Below are 17,620 nucleotides of genomic sequence, written 5' to 3'. Positions count from 1 at the left end.
TGTGATTGATATTAAATCTTGGCTCCATAATCATTACGTTTTGGACAAGTAGTCAGAATCTCTCTATGACCCGTATCTTTGAGCTCTTCCAAAATCACATCAAAGCCCCACAAGCGATAGAGATGCTTCATCACTTCGTCGTAGCCTTTATCAAGCGGGATGCGGTCGTGAGGCACATATTGCAGTGTCATTGAGCGGTCACCACGAACATCGACATTAAACACCTGAATGTTTGGTTCAAGGTTACTTAGGTTGTATTGCGCCGCAAGCTTCTCACGAATCAGGCGATAGCCCGGATCATCATGAATAGCACTCACCTCAATGGTATTTTTACGGTCGTCGTCGAGTACAGAGAACAGCTTAAAGTCTCGAATGATTTTTGGAGAAAGGTATTGGCTGATGAAACTTTCATCTTTGAAGTTGTGCATCGCAAAGTGCACCGCTTCTAACCAATCACTTCCGGCTAACTCAGGGAACCACTCTCTATCTTCATCGGTTGGCTCTTCACAGATGCGTCGGATGTCTCTAAACATCGCAAAGCCAAGCGCATAAGGGTTTATCCCGCTGAAATAAGGACTGTTGTAGGCAGGTTGTGCGACGACACTGGTATGGCTGTGTAGGAATTCTAAGATGAACTTATCACTCACCAAGCCTTCGTCGTAAAGGTGGTTAAGAATGGTGTAATGCCAGAAGGTTGCCCAGCCTTCGTTCATCACTTGAGTTTGTTTTTGAGGGTAGAAGTATTGGCTCACTTTGCGAACGATGCGAACACACTCTCGTTGCCAAGGTTCAAGCAGTGGTGCGTTCTTCTCGATAAAGTAGAGAATGTTTTCTTGAGGCTCGCTAGGAAAGCGGATCTTGGTCTCTTCTTCCTTACTTTTATTTTGAGGAACGGTTCGCCATAGCTCATTCACTTGAGATTGCAGATAAGCTTCGCGTTCTTCTTGTCTTGCTGTCTCTTCTGCAATGGAAATCTTCTCAGGGCGTTTGTATCGGTCTACGCCGTAATTCATCAGTGCGTGACAAGAATCAAGGAGCTGCTCGACTTCAGCAACACCATATTTCTCTTCACAACCACTGATGTACTTCTTAGCAAACAACAAGTAATCGATGATGGAACTGGCATCGGTCCATGTTTGGAACAGGTAGTTGCCTTTAAAGAAAGAGTTGTGGCCATAACAAGCGTGAGCCATTACCAGCGCCTGCATTGTGACCGTGTTCTCTTCCATCAGGTAAGCGATACAAGGATCGGAGTTGATTACGATTTCGTATGCCAAGCCCATTTGGCCATGCTTGTAGTTTTGCTCGGTTTGAATGAATTTCTTACCAAAAGACCAGTGGTTGTAATTGATAGGCATACCAATGCTCGAGTAGGCATCCATCATCTGTTCTGAAGTAATCACTTCAATCTGGTTTGGGTAAGTATCTAAACGGTAATGCTGCGCAACACGTTTGATTTCTACGTGGTATTTCTCCAAGAGGTTGAACGTCCAATCTGGACCATCAGGCAGCATCTTGTCGTTTTTCTTTTTTGCAGCTTTGTTTTTCTCTGCAACGTTTGATTTCGCTGTCATGGCAAACTCCCTTACGCTGTCTCTTTCTGGAACAGTTCTCTAAACACAGGAAAAATATCATCCACCGTTTTAATGTTTTTCATGGCGAAGTTGTCAAAGCTACTCTCGAGTTTTTCGTATTCGTGCCAAAGTGTTTGATGAGAGCGGCGTGTTATTTCGATGTAAGAGTAATATTGGCAAGTTGGCAGGAGCGTATTGACCAGTAACTCTTTACAGCGAGGAGAGTCATCAGCCCAGTTATCGCCATCAGAGGCTTGTGCTGCATAGATGTTCCACTCATTAGCAGGGTAGCGGTCTGCGACAATTTCCTTCATCAGTTTCAGTGCGCTTGAAACAATGGTGCCACCCGTTTCTTGTGAGTAGAAAAACTCATGTTCGTCGACCTCTTTAGCCTGAGTATGGTGACGAATAAACACCACATCGACGTTTTCGTAGGTACGATTGAGGAACAAATAAAGCAGTACGTAGAAACGTTTTGCGATGTCTTTAGTCGCTTGGTCCATTGAGCCGGACACATCCATCAAGCAGAACATGACCGCTTGGCTAGATGGAATAGGGCGCTTCTCATAGTTTTTAAAACGTAAGTCGAAGGTGTCAATGAACGGCACGTTTTCAATTTTTTTGCGTAGCTCGGCAATCTCTTCTTTTAAGCGACTCTCTTCAAAGGGTTGTGCCGGTTCCGTCATTTTAACTTGGTCAAGTTGTTCCATCAGTAGGTTAAGCTCGCGCTTTTTACCTGCTGTCATCGCGGTTCTACGAGCTAGAGATTGCTGTAGTGAACGAACGATAGCGATGTTGGATGGAATCCCCGCGCTTTGGTAACCAGAGCGGTGAGTTTTCCATTCGGTGATTTTGTTGACCTGATTTTTCTCTAGATTAGGTAGAGCTAAATCTTCAAAGAGAATATCAAGATACTCATCTTTTGAAATTTGGAAGGTAAATTCATCTTGGCCTTCGCCATCAGGGCTTGCGTCGCCTTGGCCTGAGCCACCACCTTGACCACCACCTTTAGGGCGTTCGATTTTATCGCCAGTGATGAACTGATCATTACCTGGGTGAACGCGCTCTCTTACGCCGCCTTGACCTTGGTGAAAGTTCGGCTCTTTGATGTCTTTATGGGGAATAGTGACGTCTTCACCTGTTTCTGTATTGGTGATTGAGCGTCGGTTAACTGCATCGGCCACAGATTCTTTGATTTGCTCTTTATGGCGTCGTAAGAAACGCTGTCTATTCACAGCACTCTTATTTTTGCCATTGAGCCTCCGATCGATAAATTGTGCCATAAGAACTCCCTCTCAGCTGATGTCGCGATCCTACTTTTTATTCGGGTATAAGAGTTATTGGTTTACTAGAGCTATTCGTTTATTAGGGTATAAAGTTATTGGTTTGTACGAGCTGCTCACTTGAGCAGCTCAGTACGGTTTGGTTATGAGGATTTACGAACTCTTAGGTACCACTCGGATAGCAGTCTCACTTGCTTCTCGGTGTAGCCTTTTTCCATCATACGAGCAACGAAGTCGTCATGTTTTTTCTGATCATCCGTTGAGGTCTTAGCATTGAACGAAATAACAGGAAGTAGCTCTTCTGTGTTAGAGAACATTTTCTTCTCAATCACAGTGCGCAGTTTCTCGTAGCTCGTCCACACTGGGTTTTGACCGTTATTGTTGGCTTTGGCACGAAGCACAAAGTTCACAATCTCATTTCGGAAGTCTTTAGGGTTACTGATACCGGCTGTCTTCTCGATTTTCTCTAGTTCACCATTCAGAGAAGCACGGTCAAATAGTTGGCCTGTTTCTGGGTCGCGGTACTCTTGGTCTTGAATCCAGAAATCTGCGTAGGTGACATAGCGGTCGAAGATATTCTGACCGTACTCAGAGTAAGACTCTAGATAAGCGGTTTGAATTTCTTTACCGATGAACTCTACGTAGCGTGGCACTAGGTATCCTTTCAAGAACTCTAGGTACTTCTCGGCGGTCTCTTGAGGGAACTGCTCCCGTTCGATTTGCTGCTCAATAACGTAGAACAGGTGCACTGGGTTCGCGGCCACTTCGGCTTGGTCGAAGTTAAACACACGAGACAGGATCTTAAAGGCGAAACGCGTTGATAGCCCAGACATGCCTTCGTCAACGCCAGCATAATCTCGGTACTCTTGGTAGCTCTTCGCTTTTGGATCGGTGTCTTTTAGAGTTTCGCCATCGTAAACGCGCATTTTTGAGAACAGAGAAGAGTTTTCAGGCTCTTTTAGTCTCGAAAGAATGCTGAATTGCGATAGCAGATCGAGTGTGCTTGGTGAGCAAGGCGCTTGGGATAGCTCACTGTGCTCAAGCAGTTTCTTGTAGATCTTAACTTCTTCAGACACACGCAGACAGTAAGGGACTTTTACAATGTACACACGGTCGAGGAATGCTTCGTTGTTTTTGTTGTTACGGAAGGTCTGCCACTCAGATTCGTTCGAGTGAGCGAGAATCATACCGTCAAATGGCAGTGCAGAAAGCCCTTCGGTACCGTTGAAGTTACCTTCTTGTGTTGCCGTAAGTAGAGGGTGTAATACTTTGATTGGCGCTTTGAACATCTCCACGAATTCCATCACACCTTGGTTGGCTTTACAAAGCGCACCAGAGTAGCTGTAGGCATCAGGATCATCTTGAGAGAAGTGTTCAAGTTTACGAATATCAACTTTACCAACCAGAGACGAGATATCTTGGTTGTTTTCATCACCTGGCTCCGTTTTCGCGATCGCAACTTGATCGAGAATAGAAGGGCGCAGTTTGATGACTTTGAATTTGGAAATATCACCGCCAAAATCGTGCAGACGTTTCGCTGCCCACGGAGACATAATTGAGCGAAGATAGCGTTTCTCAATGCCATATTCATTCTTCAATAAGTCGCCGTCTTCGTTAACGTCGAATAGACAGAATGGGTGATCGTTTACTGGGCTTCGTTCACCGTCAGCAGACAATACATAGATTGGTAGTTTCTGCATCAGGGCTTTGAGTTTTTCAGCGAGAGAAGATTTACCACCGCCCACAGGGCCAAGTAGGTAAAGGATTTGTTTACGTTCTTCTAAACCTTGCGCAGCATGTTTTAAGTAAGAAACAATCTGTTCAATCGCATCTTCCATACCGTAGAAATCTTTAAATTCGCTGTAGCGTGAGATGACACGGTTCGAGAAAATACGACTCAGTTGAGGGTCTTGAGCAGTGTCAATAACCTCTGGTTCGCCAATGGCTAGTAATAAGCGCTCGGCAGCATTAGCGTAAGCACTTTTATCGTCTTTACACAGCCCTAAGAACTCCTGCAATGTCAGCTCTTCTTCCTTGGCTGCTTCATAACGTGATTGATAGTGGTCAAAGATACTCATAGTCACATTCCCCTTGTTAACCAGTCAAAACTGACGAGCGATTGAAAAATAGGCTCTCCCTACATTTTAAGGTTAGACCCGCTTCCACAATTTTGCTTAACAATTATGTATTTATTTACAATTTTGCGTGTGAAAAACGTGGCGAGCGCAATAGGCAACTTGAGGCGCGTAGAATCAAATTATTTTACATTCGAGGGGATCTGGCCGTTTGTTTTGAGATTTTAGGTCGCTTAACAATACTCACAATGGATTTATGTGCATTAGATGTATAACTGGGCTCTATTGATTTTTGGAATGGAGTACCATATAATGCGCGAAGTTATCAAAAATTGCTCAATAAATAGGTAGATGTAGTGAAGAATAATGGGTTCAAAATAGTGGCTATCTGCATGTTACGCCAAATGTTCGAGTAACTGGTGGCGTTCGTTATACCAACCTTGAAGGTGATATAGAGAATAGCCCAATACTTGAAAGTGGTATCAACATGGCCGCGAACGTTGGTGTTGCTTACGTTTTCTAGTTGCTTTGGTTTTTCTCTTTGTGTGCGAACATTAAAAAAGGGTTACTCACGATGAGTAACCCTTTTTCTTGAAACTTTTTAAAAAGTTATCGCTGATCTATTAACGTATTAAGCGCTAAAGATTTGAGATAGCTCTGTCGCACATAGGTGGTACTGACGAGGACAGTTGCGCCATGTTGTTAGCATGCGACGGTACTTCTCTAGCATTGGCATTTGGCTATTGAAGTGGTGATCGGCTTTGTCGAATTGAGGGTAAAGACCTTCAGAATCAACAAGGAAACGCACGTAGTGTACGATCTGCGCTTCAGAAGCGATATCAAAACCTAAGAACTGCAGGCGACGTTGGTCTACTTCAGCACGCTCTTGTTCTGCAAGCATTTTGTTCGACTCTTGCATTGCATGGTACATCTCCATGATGTCGATAATTTCGCGACATTCTGCTTCAGTCAAACAACCAAACTCTTTGTTAAGCTCACGCATTTGGAGTTCGTAACCACGTTCTACAATCGTTTGTAGACGTTGGTATTTAGCTGAGTTCTCAGGATCCATTTGAGACATTAGGTAGTATTGATTTGATAGAATTAGACGCTGAGCATTGGTCATTTCCATGGGAGGAGCCTCACTAAAAAACTAAATGTTGTATTCTTTTGTTGCAGTAAGAGTAACAGCATTCCTACGAGTGGAAACATGATCTCAACACGGATTTAATATGATTTTTTGAATTGATAAACAAAAGTTGTAAAGAAAAGTGAAAGGATTGTTTTGATACCAATCACAGTAAGTAAGTGCTCATAAATAGCGCAGGAAAAAGGTTTAAGAACAAGGCAGACATTTTCGATAAGTAGTTATTCTACAATCAAAATTTCTAACGCAGTTATTGAGCGTTTTAACCAGCTAGGATGACCAGTTATTTACTACGGTTGGTATAATCATAAAAGAAAACGCCCCAATCGAAATTGAGGCGTTTGAAATCACTATGAACGTAAGTCTAGATTAGTATTTTACGTTTGAATGGTACTGGCTAAGAACCGCAACAATCTCGTCCATTTTCTCTTTGCTTGGCGGGTTTGTACCTTCAAGAGGGTAGTCAAAACCAAGTGCTTCCCACTTATGTGCACCAAGCTTATGGTATGGAAGCAGTTCTACTTTCTCGATGTTATCCATGTCTTTGATGAATTCACCTAGCAGATGAGCATCTTCAGGCGTGTCCGTGTAGCCAGGGACAATCACATAACGAATCCACGTCTTCTTACCGATTTTGTGTAGGTAGCGCGCAAAATCCAGAGTACGTCTGTTTGATACACCAATGAAATCGTGGTGAATCTCATCTCGCATGTGCTTAAGATCCAACATAACTAGATCAGAGGCTTCTAGGACTTCATCAACCACTTCAGTGTGCTTACGAATGTAGCCATTAGTATCAAGACAAGTGTGGATGCCTTCAGCTTGAGCTGCGCGGAAAAAGTCACGAACAAACTCAGGTTGTAGCATCGCTTCACCACCAGAACAGGTGATACCACCGCCCGATGCTTTCATGAAATGACGGTATGATTTTGCTTCGTTGATGATCTCTTCGACCGTTACTTCCTTTCCGTCATGAAGATCCCATGTATCACGGTTATGACAGTACATACAACGCATTAAGCAGCCTTGAAGAAACACAATAAAGCGGATACCAGGGCCATCGACAGTACCACAAGATTCGAATGAGTGAATGCGACCAGTTGTAGACATGAGCTATTCTCGTAGAGGAATTTATACCGTTTATTTTATTACAAAAACGGTACATAAAATAGGGTCAAATGGTAACGAGACCTTTAAAAATAAAGGCAACCACCTGTGAAGATGATTGCCTTTATTAAACTTGAAAAGTAAAGGACGAAAGCCCTTACTGGTGGCTAGAAGAAAGCAAACATTGTGATACCGCCAGTGGTGTACACTGACTCTTTCGCTTCTTCGTAATCCGGTGTTTTTGCGGTTAGCGCTAAAGAGGCACCAACGTATCGGTTATACCAAGCGACACCCAATACAGCAGTTGCTTGAATGTTCTCTAAAGTCACATCGTAGATCGCTGGATCTTCGTTGTTTTTATTAGCGTACTCATCAACACCTGAGCGATCGCCTTCGATAGTCAGGTCGTTGAATCGGTAGCGACCTTCGAGGCCTGCATAGGTAAACCAACCAGCGTTTGATGCGCCGATCATGCCCGGTTTGAATGGGTTTTCTGTGGTGATGTTAGCTGCACCAAAGTTACCGCCTAAGTCTGTACCCCAACGAAACATGAAGCCCGTTGAAATGTCACTTCTAAAGTTACCGACGTTGATTTCAGAAACGTTAGAGATTTCGTAGTCAGTATTCGCAAGAGCTTGATTACGCATTAGGTTGAAATGGCTTAGGTAACCAACGCTTCCCGCCCATTCATCATCGACTTGGTATTCCCAACCCATCGGCTCATCCGACTTAGTGATTGAGTGAACCAGCTTTTGAGCATTTTCAGACAGTGCACGTTCGCCCGTAGTACCAAACGTGATATTAAAACGCTGGGCTTGCTGTGGGTTTAAGCTGATGTAATTGAATTCAGTGTGAAGGTAACCTGCGTATGGGCGATCATTAGGCGATGGCGTTTCTAACTCAATGTCAGAAGGCGTATACATCTTGTGGCCAATGGTGATTTCCCACTTGTCTAGAGAGCTTGCGCCCCGGTAGGAAAGACTCAATGGTTTTACCCAGTTATATGGCGTAATACTTGATGATGTGTAACCCAGAAATAAGCCGTTGGTATAGTCTTGGTCGACACCAAAAATACCATCATTATCTAAAGCAAAAGTTAACGTAGAACGCTCAGAGGCTAAAGATGAGAAAGAGAGAAGAATCAGGGGTAAACAACGCAGGTATTTCATGGAGCAGTTACTCTTAAATTATGAACCGCGATATTACCGTAATTTGACAGAATTTGTGGAAAAAAAGTGAATGGCAGGGTGCTTTTTTGCTCAACCTAACATTTCGCGGGATAGGTGAGTGTAGTGCGATTTATTTCAGATATAAAAAAGCCCCGCACATTGGCGAGGCTAATATTATTTACTGTCTATTGAGCGTGAGCTTATAGAGACTCAGTAAATGTACGTGCGATTACGTCAGCTTGTTGCTCTGCAGTTAGAGAGTTAAAGCGAACAGCGTAACCAGATACACGGATTGTTAGCTGAGGGTATTTCTCAGGGTGCTTAACTGCGTCTTCAAGAGTTTCGCGGTTAAGAACGTTAACGTTAAGGTGTTGACCACCTTCAATGCCAGCTTCGTGGTGGAAGTAACCATCCATTAGGCCTGCAAGGTTAGCACGTTGGCTGTCTTGTTCTTTACCTAGTGCGTTTGGCACGATAGAGAACGTGTAAGAGATACCATCTTGTGCGTCAGCAAACGGTAGTTTACCTACAGACGTTAGTGAAGCTACAGCGCCTTTCTCATCACGACCGTGCATTGGGTTTGCACCAGGAGCGAAAGGAGCGCCAGCACGACGACCGTCTGGAGTGTTACCTGTTTTCTTACCGTATACAACGTTAGACGTGATAGTAAGAACTGACTGTGTAGGGATAGAGTTACGGTAAGTCTTAAGCTTACGGATCTTGTTCATGAACGTAGAAACTAGTTCACAAGCAATATCATCTACACGAGAGTCGTTGTTACCGTATTTAGGGTAATCGCCTTCGATTTCGAAGTCAGTTGCGATACCGTCTTCGTCACGGATTGGCTTCACTTTAGCAAACTTAATTGCAGACAGTGAGTCAGCTGCAACAGATAGACCAGCGATACCACAAGCCATAGTACGACGAACATCACGGTCATGAAGAGCCATTAGAGACGCTTCGTAGCTGTACTTGTCGTGCATGTAGTGAATGCTGTTTAGTGCAGTCACGTATTGCTTAGCTAACCAGTCCATGAATGTGTCTAGGCGACCCATTACGTCATCGTAGTTAAGAACTTCGTCAGTGATCTTGTCTGAAACAGGACCAACTTGCATCTTAAGTTTCTCGTCCACACCGCCGTTGATTGCGTAAAGCATTGTTTTCGCAAGGTTAGCACGAGCACCGAAGAACTGCATTTGCTTACCAACGATCATTGGAGATACACAACAAGCGATAGCGTAATCATCAGACTCTAGGTCAGGACGCATTAGGTCATCATTTTCGTACTGGATAGAAGAAGTATCGATAGATACCTTCGCACAGAAACGCTTGAAGCCGTCAGGTAGTTGCTCAGACCAAAGAACAGTGATGTTTGGCTCTGGAGAAGGACCCATAGTGTATAGAGAGTTTAGGAAACGGAAGTTCGAACGCGTTACTAGCGTACGACCGTCGATACCCATACCACCCATAGACTCTGTTGCCCAGATTGGGTCGCCAGAGAACAGCTCATCGTACTCAGGAGTACGTAGGAAACGAACCATACGCAGTTTCATTACGAAGTGGTCGATCATTTCTTGTGCTTGTTCTTCAGTGATCTTGCCAGCAGCGATATCACGCTCGATGTAGATGTCTAGGAAAGTCGAAGTACGACCTAGAGACATTGCAGCACCGTTTTGAGATTTAACAGCAGCTAGGTAGCCGAAGTAAGTCCACTGGATAGCTTCTTGAGCTGTTTGAGCTGGCTCAGAGATATCGAAACCGTACTTCTCAGCCATTTGCTTGATTTGACCTAGAGCACGATGTTGCTCAGAGATCTCTTCACGCAGTTGCATTGTTTCTGCTAGGTTTTCACCGTTTTCGAATTGCTCTTGAAGAGAAGCAAATTGAGCTTGCTTGTCTTTCATTAGGAAATCAATACCGTAAAGTGCAACACGACGGTAGTCACCAATGATACGACCACGGCCGTAAGCATCAGGAAGACCAGTCAGAACACCAGACTTACGACATTTTAGGATATCAGGAGTGTAGATATCGAAAACGCCAGCATTGTGTGTTTTGCGGTATTCTGAGTAGATTTTTGAAACCATTGGGTCAAGAGTTTCACCGTATGCTTTACAAGAACCTTCAACCATACGTACACCACCGTTAGGGATGATTGCACGTTTTAGTGGCTTCTCAGTTTGTAGACCAACGATAGTCTCAAGATCTTTCTCAATGTAACCTGCATCGTGAGCAGTAATGGTAGAGATAACAGAAGTATCGAAATCTACAGGTGCTTTAGTTGCGTTTTCCTGTTTGATACCTTCCATTACCGAAGACCAAAGCTTGTTAGTTGCTTCAGTACCCTCAGAAACTAGGAAAGACTCGTCGCCTTCATACGGCGTGTAGTTCTTTTGAATGAAATCACGAACGTTTACTTCGCTTTGCCACTCACCTGCAGCAAAATCTTCCCAAGCTTTAGCAAATTGCTCTGCCATGACATACCTACCTTTTTAGTAGAAAAAATACGTACATTAACACTGTTGAGCCAGCGCCCCTCGTAAGGGTAGTACACTCTTATTAATAACAATATATATGAGCATATAAGCATCATATGGTTATATATATTGTCACTACCTTTTATATGTTGTCTTTACTCTATGTATTCAAGACTACGCTAAAAAATTTCTGCAAACCTTAAACTAAATCAATAAATGCCAAAAAAAGTTGAAAAAATTTGAGTGGCAGGGGTTGCCACCCAAACTTTTTTTTAATCCTAATACTACTTTTGTGTAGTAAGGACTATTATAGCCAAGCTTTTAGACCATACTGACCTTCTAGCATACCAACTGCAAGCATTGCCACTAGACAGATAACTAAAACGCCAACAGGGATAACAATCTTATCTACAAATGATAGACGCTTTGCACGCTCTTTATCACCAATTAGACCATTATTATCAAGAAGCATAGTTAGTGCCCATGCTAATACTGGGTTAACAACCGCTGAACCAAAGATACAGATACCAGCCGCTTGAGAATCTTTTGAATCCTTAACCATTTGCATACCTGCTTCAAGTAGAGGTAGAGATACACCTACAAGTAGCGCAACACGCATCACTGGTGGCCATACTGCTACGTCCATCGGGAAACCAAGAATCGCAACAATAATACATAGAGAACCAAGCAAGATTGCGCCGCCAGGAATTGGACGTTTCGCGATTGCTGCTGGGATCATGTAAGTACCCCAAGAAGATGTGATGTTACCACCACCAACTGCAGTACCTACCATTTGACGAACAGAACACATAGTCATTGTGTCATCAACATCCATCAGAACTTTTTCAGAGCGTTTAGGGTAGTTCAGTTCTTGGAAGATACGGTGACCTAGGAAGTCAGGAGACCACATTGCTACAGCAAGGATTGCAAATGGTAGAGATGCGATGAAGTGTTCAACGTTTGGCAAGCCAAGCATCCAACCTTCAGAAGTAGAACCCCACCAGTAAACTGGGTTTAGGTTTGGAATACCCATTTCAGTTTCGAATACGATGTCGAAACCAGCACCTAGAACTAATGCAATAGCAAGGCCTGTGAATGCACAAACAGGGATAGCTAACCAACGCTTGTTCACTTTTGCTAAGAAAGCGTAGATAGCAATAGTAATAGCAAGAACGATTAAACCAACGTAACCCATGCTGCCCGCTTCAACGGTAGAAGATTGAAGACCAACCGCCCACTCTTGAATTGAGTTGATTTGGCTCATGGTACCGGTTAAGCCTAAGAATATGAGCAAGCCACCTGCTGTACCTTCAGAAGTTAGGTTAACAAGTTTAGATCCGCCTTTTAGGAAACTTAGGATGAGACCGAACACACCGATCAGGATGGCCAATGCAAGAGGGTGAGCACCAGCGAGAGCGATGGTACCGATAAGAGGGATCATTGGGCCGTGGTTACCGGCAAGGTTTGCTTTAGGGTTAAAGAAACCAGAAGCAAGGATACAAAACAGTAGTGCAGGAATAAGCATTTCTACACGAGCGACTTCAATTGCGAAGTCTTTACCTAGGTTTACGTGATCCCAAGCTTGAGTTAGGCCATCAGCCCACGACATCATTACTGCAGAGTACATCGCAATGATACCAATAGTACCAGCAAGTGCAGGAACAAGATCTTCAAGTTCAAAGCGGAAGTCACGACCTGGAAGGTTTAAACCGAAGCGGCGAGGCTTCATGATTTGAAGTTCGTGATCTAGATAATCTGAGCGGCTCTCAAATTCAGAAGCAGGACGGTGTAGCTCTTTATAGCTTTTCTCTTCTACTTCAGAGTTCGCATTATTGACAACGTCTGACATAGATTCCTCATATTTTTTGTTAGTAATTCTAAAATTGAATTCTATAAGTTCGCGTAATTGCGTTATTTCTTAGTTATAACTCATTAACATTATGTTGCACGGTTTTACTGTGCTTTATGCAGCTAAGTTAAAAGAAATGTTTGGCATTTTTAATGCCTTATTCTTTGCTGAGGAGTCTAACAAGCTTACCCTTTAGGGTGATTGATCTTGATCACTTTATGAGTATATGTGAAAGAAAGCTACAAAACGCAGCGATTCATTAACTTCCCATTGATGAATCGTGTAATTAGTTTTCACAAATTGACGTTTACCTATCTTCTTCGAGCCTTTGTCGTCATGGCTCGAGTTCAATACTCAATTCTTACTGAGTTATTTCACTATTACTTGCTTCCCAACTGTTCCGAGTGAAATGCTTACAATGTAATAACCTTAAAATAATTGTGCTTTATGGTGAGGGCAGTGTGCTGAATGTGTGCGCTATATTTTGTCGACAGTAATGTTTATAAGTTCACAAAACGTGTTTTTCTTGTGAGACATCCAACTACGAGAATCTCATTTTGATTAACTTTATTTAAACAATGTAAGGGGTGTAATTGCAGCTTATTGATAGAACTCATTCATTAAATTGAGGCGAAAACGCTACCTTTTGCATAATAAGTCAGAGTGAATCGCTATTTATTCCAATTTATCAGGTTAATAATTTGTTGCATGTTGTTTCGTGTGGTGCTAGTTTGTATCGCATGAAAAGGTCGGAGTACCTTGCATTTTCACAAACTTGGGAGAGAAAGCGCATGAAAGATGTACCAGCGCTGGACATAAAGGATCTACACAAAACGTTTGGCCAAAATGAAGTTTTAAAGGGAATTTCACTTTCTGCGCATAAAGGCGATGTTGTATCGATTATCGGATCTTCAGGGTCGGGTAAAAGTACTTTCCTTAGATGTATCAACCTTTTAGAGACACCAACTGCAGGCGAGATTTGGGTTAATGGCGAATTAATTCAAATGAAAAACAACCGCCAAGGCGTATCTGTTCCTGCCAACGAAAAACAAGTACAGCGTATCCGTTCACGCTTAGCGATGGTTTTTCAAGGCTTCAATCTTTGGTCTCACCTGACCGTTCTCGAAAATGTTATCGAAGCACCCGTTCACGTATTAGGTGTACCTAAAGCTCAAGCGATTGAAAATGCAGAACTACTACTTAAAAAAGTAGGCTTGTATGAGCGCAAAGATTACTACCCAGGTCATTTATCCGGTGGACAACAACAACGAGCGGCAATTGCTCGAGCGTTAGCGGTTGATCCGGAAGTGATGCTGTTTGATGAGCCAACATCAGCACTTGACCCTGAGTTAGTAGGCGAAGTACTCGGTGTAATGCGAGATCTAGCAGAAGAAGGAAGAACCATGCTTGTGGTAACACATGAAATGGCTTTTGCTCGTGACGTATCAAACCATGTGATGTTCCTGCACCAAGGTCTAGTGGAAGAACAGGGCGATCCAGCTAAACTGTTTACGGAACCTGAATCTGAACGTTTACAACAATTTATCTCATCGATTTACTAATCAGAATTGAAACGCCGTTGCCAACGGTAAACAGCGACGGTGTGAACAATAAAACACAACAAGTAAGTTAATAAGCAACAACAAACACAATATTAAAACTAGCAAAACATAGAAACCTAAATCACAGGAGTAGGGATATGAAAAAGTGGTTATTAGTCGCGGCACTTGCTGCAACTGCTGCAACGGGCGTAGCTCAAGCAAAAGAATGGAAAACAGTACGCTTTGGTATTGAAGGTGCTTACCCTCCATTTAGCTGGACAGAAGCTGACGGGTCACTGAAAGGCTTCGATGTCGATATGGCTAACGCACTTTGTACTGAAATGCAGGTGCAGTGTAAGATCGTTGCACAAGACTGGGATGGTATCATTCCTTCTCTACTTGCTCGTAAATATGATGCGATCATTGCGGCAATGTCTATCACGGAAGAGCGTAAGAAAAAAATCGACTTCACTGGTAAATACGCACTTATCCCAAACAAGTTCATCGCTAAGAAAGGTGCAGGCCTTAACTTTGATGATCTAAGCGGTCAAAAGATTGCAGTTCAACGTGCAACAACTCACGATAAATACCTAACAGACAACTACGGCGATACAGTAGAGATCGTTCGTTACGGTTCATTCGACGAAGCTTACCTTGATCTAGCAAACGGTCGTGTTGCTGCTGTACTAGGTGATGCATCTGCTCTAGAAGAAGGCGTGCTGAACAAAGCTGGTGGTGAAGACTACGAGTTTGTTGGCCCCTCTCTAACGGATCCTAAGTGGTTCGGTGAAGGTATGGGTATTGCTGTTCGTAAGCAAGACAAAGATCTGACTAAGCAATTAGATGCGGCAATCCTTTCACTACGTGAAAAAGGCATCTACCAAGATATCGCGGCTAAATACTTCAACTACGACGTATACGGTCAGTAATCTTTAGCGTCAATTCTTAAGGGAGAGGTTCTCCTCTCCCTGTCTTACCAACTTTTTCGCAGTTCTGTTGGAATCCATTATGTTTGATTTACAAGGATATGAAGCGTCGATCCTGAAAGGGGCGGTGCTCACAATCGAAGTTGCCTTACTGTCGCTAATTTTAGCTATGGTTCTTGGTATGCTAGGTGCCTTAGCAAAACTCGCGCCTTATCGCTGGGCTCGTGCTATTGCAACCCTCTACACAACCGTCATTCGAGGCATTCCAGATCTCGTACTGATGATGCTGATTTTCTTTGGTGGACAAATCCTTTTAAACAACAGTTTGTATTCCATCAACGAGTGGCTCAACGAGTGGTTTGCATCCAGTGATCCTAACCACGAATGGACCGCTTACTTACCTGATTATATTGATGTCAGCCCATTTGTTGCTGGTGTATTAACCATAGGCTTTATTTTCGGTGCCTATATGGCAGAAACGTTCCGTGGTGCCATCATGGCTGTCGACAGCGGTGAAATGGAAGCGGCAAAAGCTTATGGTATGAGCCCTGTAAAGGCATTTCACCGCATACTGCTACCGCAGATGATTCGTCACGCATTACCGGGTTTTGGGAATAACTGGCTGGTATTACTTAAAACCACTGCGCTGGTTTCGATTATTGGCCTAGAAGACATGGTACGTGTTAGTGCACTGGCGGCGGGTTCAACCAAAATGCCATTCACTTTCTACATGACTGTGGCGATTATCTTCTTATTCTTCACCAGTGTTTCAACGGGCTTACTTAAGCTGGTTGAACGTAAATTCAGTATCCACGCGAGGTAGTTATGGACTTTTCATTGATAATTGAAAGCCTGCCGATTTACCTTGGTGGTTTATGGACAACGACTTGGATGGTTTGCGTTGCTTTGATCATTGGCTTATTCGTCGCCATACCACTAGCTATCGCTCGTAACAGTCCAAATATGCTGATTAATGCTCCGGCTTGGTCATTCATCTATTTCTTCCGTGGTACGCCATTACTGGTTCAGCTGTACCTGATTTACTACGGTATGGACCAATTCTTCCCAGTGAAAGACACATTATGGGAAAACGCATGGTTCTGTGCTTTAGTGGCATTCGTTCTTAACACGTCAGCTTATACTGCTGAGATCATTCGCGGTGCGATTAATGGCTTACCGAAAGGTGAAGTGGAAGCAGCAAAAGCTTACGGCATGAGCACACCTAAGACTTACCGTCGTATCATCTTACCAAGTGCTCTACGTCGTGCATTACCGGCTTACAGTAACGAAGTCATCTTCATGCTTCACGGCTCTGCGGTAGCGGGTATCGTAACCATTATGGACTTAACCGGTGCAGCACGTTTGGTTAACTCACGTTACTACGCTCCATTCGAGTCTTTCCTAACGGCAGGTCTGTTCTACATGGCGTTAACGTTCATCATCATCGCGATTTTCAAATTCGCAGAGAAACGTTTCCTTGCTTACCTAAGACCACTTAGCTAATTACACATCATAATTAACAAAACGGCGCTTCTATAGCGCCGTTTTTTATGAGCAGATTCTGTTGCTGTTGATTACTTAAACGTCGACCAAATTGGCGCGTGATCAGACGGTTTTTCGATACCACGTAGCTCGTAATCGATGCCAGCTTCAGTACACTTATCAGCAAGCTTTTGAGTCGCTAGGACTACATCAATACGCAGGCCGCGGTTGTCTACGAAGCCTTTTGAGCGGTAATCAAACCACGAGTATTGATCATTCACTTCAGGGTGCAGCAAGCGGAAGCTGTCTACAAAGCCCCAATCCATCAATGTTTTCAACCATTCGCGCTCTTCTGGTTGGAAAGAACATTTACCAGTTTTTAACCAACGTTTCGCATTAGGTTCACCAATGCCGATGTCTGCGTCGATAGGGCTGATATTAATGTCGCCCATCACAATCACTTGCTCATCTTTGTTGTGATAATCGTTTAAGTAAGTCATTAAGTCTTTATAGAACTGGCGTTTGTACGGGTATTTTGTTTCATGCTTGATGTTATCCCCTTGAGGGAAGTAGCCATTTAGCACGGTAACCTTTTCACCATTTTCATCTTCAAACGTCGCCATGATCATGCGTTTTTGATGGTCTTCATTATCTGTTGGGAAACCCTTCTGCACAGAGATAGGCTCTTGCTTACACAACATTGCCACACCGTAGTGGGCTTTTTGACCGTGGAAGTAAACCTTATAGCCCATTGCTTCAACATCAGCAATTGGGAAGGCTTCATCGTGCACTTTTATCTCTTGCAGACCAATCACGTCGGGTTGGTGTTTGTCGATAATAGCTTGCAGTTGGTGAAGGCGGGCTCTAAGACCGTTGATGTTGAAGCTAATTACTTTCATTTGTTTTTATACCTCTCGTAAACCTTTGTCACTGCTTGTTTTTAAAGGTTTTTGATTTGGTGGATTTCATGGTTCATCGTATTTAACCATG

Annotated in this window: 13 protein-coding genes and 1 pseudogene; 5 read left to right on the top strand and 9 right to left on the bottom strand. The window is 43.4% G+C overall.

Annotation, left to right across the window (positions count from 1 at the left end; all coding sequences use genetic code 11):
- Nucleotides 1-11: 11 nt before the first annotated feature.
- From AB4263_RS05880 to AB4263_RS05870, 3 genes are all read right to left on the bottom strand, one after another.
- Nucleotides 12-1,574 carry a SpoVR family protein gene (locus AB4263_RS05880; RefSeq protein WP_017062134.1) on the bottom strand — a complete coding sequence of 521 codons (1,563 nt, stop codon included), beginning with the start codon at nt 1,572-1,574 and terminating at the stop codon, nt 12-14.
- An 11-nt stretch (nt 1,575-1,585) separates the two neighbouring features.
- Nucleotides 1,586-2,857 carry a YeaH/YhbH family protein gene (locus AB4263_RS05875; RefSeq protein WP_065585115.1) on the bottom strand — a complete coding sequence of 424 codons (1,272 nt, stop codon included), beginning with the start codon at nt 2,855-2,857 and terminating at the stop codon, nt 1,586-1,588.
- A gap of 143 nt (nt 2,858-3,000) precedes the next feature.
- Nucleotides 3,001-4,935, bottom strand: a complete 1,935-nt coding sequence (locus AB4263_RS05870) for a PrkA family serine protein kinase (protein ID WP_017062132.1) — start codon at nt 4,933-4,935, stop codon at nt 3,001-3,003.
- A gap of 379 nt (nt 4,936-5,314) precedes the next feature.
- Between AB4263_RS05870 and AB4263_RS05865 the strand changes: the two are divergent.
- Nucleotides 5,315-5,455, top strand: a pseudogene (locus AB4263_RS05865) (MipA/OmpV family protein); the annotation flags it as partial.
- A gap of 108 nt (nt 5,456-5,563) precedes the next feature.
- Here AB4263_RS05865 and AB4263_RS05860 read toward each other — a convergent pair.
- The 5 genes from AB4263_RS05860 to AB4263_RS05840 all read right to left on the bottom strand — a co-directional run bounded on the left by AB4263_RS05860 (nt 5,564) and on the right by AB4263_RS05840 (nt 12,681).
- Nucleotides 5,564-6,064, bottom strand: a complete 501-nt coding sequence (locus AB4263_RS05860) for a YfbU family protein (protein ID WP_017066932.1) — start codon at nt 6,062-6,064, stop codon at nt 5,564-5,566.
- A 384-nt stretch (nt 6,065-6,448) separates the two neighbouring features.
- Nucleotides 6,449-7,189 (bottom strand): pyruvate formate lyase 1-activating protein, encoded by a 741-nt coding sequence (gene pflA, locus AB4263_RS05855; RefSeq protein ID WP_010437353.1) that lies wholly within the window; start codon nt 7,187-7,189, stop codon nt 6,449-6,451.
- 164 nt (nt 7,190-7,353) lie between these two features.
- Nucleotides 7,354-8,355 carry a lipid A deacylase LpxR family protein gene (locus AB4263_RS05850; protein ID WP_372097857.1) on the bottom strand — a complete coding sequence of 334 codons (1,002 nt, stop codon included), beginning with the start codon at nt 8,353-8,355 and terminating at the stop codon, nt 7,354-7,356.
- Between the two features lie 200 nt (nt 8,356-8,555).
- Nucleotides 8,556-10,832, bottom strand: coding sequence for a formate C-acetyltransferase (pflB, locus tag AB4263_RS05845; RefSeq protein ID WP_017063492.1), 2,277 nt, complete (start codon nt 10,830-10,832; stop codon nt 8,556-8,558).
- Nucleotides 10,833-11,139: 307 nt separating this feature from the next.
- On the bottom strand, nt 11,140-12,681 hold the full coding sequence (locus tag AB4263_RS05840) for a DUF3360 family protein (RefSeq protein WP_372051810.1): 1,542 nt from the start codon (nt 12,679-12,681) through the stop codon (nt 11,140-11,142).
- 791 nt (nt 12,682-13,472) lie between these two features.
- Here AB4263_RS05840 and AB4263_RS05835 point away from each other — a divergent pair.
- The 4 genes from AB4263_RS05835 to AB4263_RS05820 all read left to right on the top strand — a co-directional run bounded on the left by AB4263_RS05835 (nt 13,473) and on the right by AB4263_RS05820 (nt 16,651).
- Nucleotides 13,473-14,243, top strand: a complete 771-nt coding sequence (locus AB4263_RS05835; RefSeq protein ID WP_004736532.1) for an ABC transporter ATP-binding protein — start codon at nt 13,473-13,475, stop codon at nt 14,241-14,243.
- A 137-nt stretch (nt 14,244-14,380) separates the two neighbouring features.
- Nucleotides 14,381-15,151 (top strand): ABC transporter substrate-binding protein, encoded by a 771-nt coding sequence (locus tag AB4263_RS05830; RefSeq protein WP_017062125.1) that lies wholly within the window; start codon nt 14,381-14,383, stop codon nt 15,149-15,151.
- A 79-nt stretch (nt 15,152-15,230) separates the two neighbouring features.
- Nucleotides 15,231-15,971: an ABC transporter permease gene (locus AB4263_RS05825; protein ID WP_017062124.1), complete on the top strand. Its 741-nt coding sequence runs from the start codon at nt 15,231-15,233 to the stop codon at nt 15,969-15,971.
- Nucleotides 15,972-15,973: 2 nt separating this feature from the next.
- Complete coding sequence (locus tag AB4263_RS05820) at nt 15,974-16,651, top strand: ABC transporter permease (protein WP_372097855.1); 678 nt, start codon at nt 15,974-15,976, stop codon at nt 16,649-16,651.
- Nucleotides 16,652-16,722: 71 nt separating this feature from the next.
- Here AB4263_RS05820 and xthA read toward each other — a convergent pair whose 3' ends face one another.
- On the bottom strand, nt 16,723-17,529 hold the full coding sequence (xthA, locus tag AB4263_RS05815) for an exodeoxyribonuclease III (RefSeq protein ID WP_010437369.1): 807 nt from the start codon (nt 17,527-17,529) through the stop codon (nt 16,723-16,725).
- Nucleotides 17,530-17,620: the final 91 nt, after the last annotated feature.

Origin of the sequence: Vibrio sp. 10N.261.55.C5 (genome assembly GCF_041470505.1) — a bacterium.
GTDB lineage: Bacteria > Pseudomonadota > Gammaproteobacteria > Enterobacterales > Vibrionaceae > Vibrio > Vibrio crassostreae_C.
Note: the sequence above shows the minus strand (reverse complement) of the source record. Positions and strands in the feature narration are given on the sequence as shown.